Origin of the sequence: Paenibacillus sp. P2(2022) (genome assembly GCF_029522175.1) — a bacterium.
Lineage (GTDB): Bacteria > Bacillota > Bacilli > Paenibacillales > Paenibacillaceae > Paenibacillus > Paenibacillus polymyxa.
Window position 1 is genome coordinate 1 of the sequence record NZ_JAKWFI010000044.1, and the last position, 534, is coordinate 534.

General features: G+C 54.5%; 1 protein-coding gene. It reads left to right on the forward strand.

The genetic code is table 11. The annotated features are described in order from the left end of the window. Positions 1 to 534: condensation domain-containing protein (locus MMB75_RS26300; RefSeq protein WP_277511635.1), on the forward strand; the 534-nt coding region annotated here is incomplete at both ends.

The window sequence follows — 534 nt, forward strand, 5'->3', positions numbered from 1 at the left end:
AAGATTCACCAAGAGCTGAACAAGCCACTTCCACTGCGCAGCATTTTTGAAGCGCCAACGATTGAGCAGCTGGCAGCCGTTCTGGAAGGTCTGGATCAGGTGGCGTATGCGTCCATTCCGGTGACGGGGGAGCGTAGTTTCTACCCACTGTCCTCGGCACAAAAACGACTGTATGTGCTGCATCAGTTCGACCCGAATGATGTGAATTACAACATGCCGTCGGTGCTGCAAGTGAGCGGTCCGCTGGATGTGAAACGAGTAGAGAACGTATTCCGTCAACTGATCGCCCGCCATGCGACCTTGCGTACCCGCTTTGAGCTGATCGACAGCGAGCCGATGCAATGGATTGAGGACGCTGTGCCGTTCGAGGTGGAATATACGAAGGTACAAGCAGCGGGTGCGACTGTGGACACAGATCAGGACACAACTACAGATACGTACACAAGAGTCAACATAGAAGCGCAACAGCGGGTACGGAGCTTTGTTCGTCCGTTTGATCTCAAAGCTGCGCCGCTGCTGCGGGTAGGCTTGGTG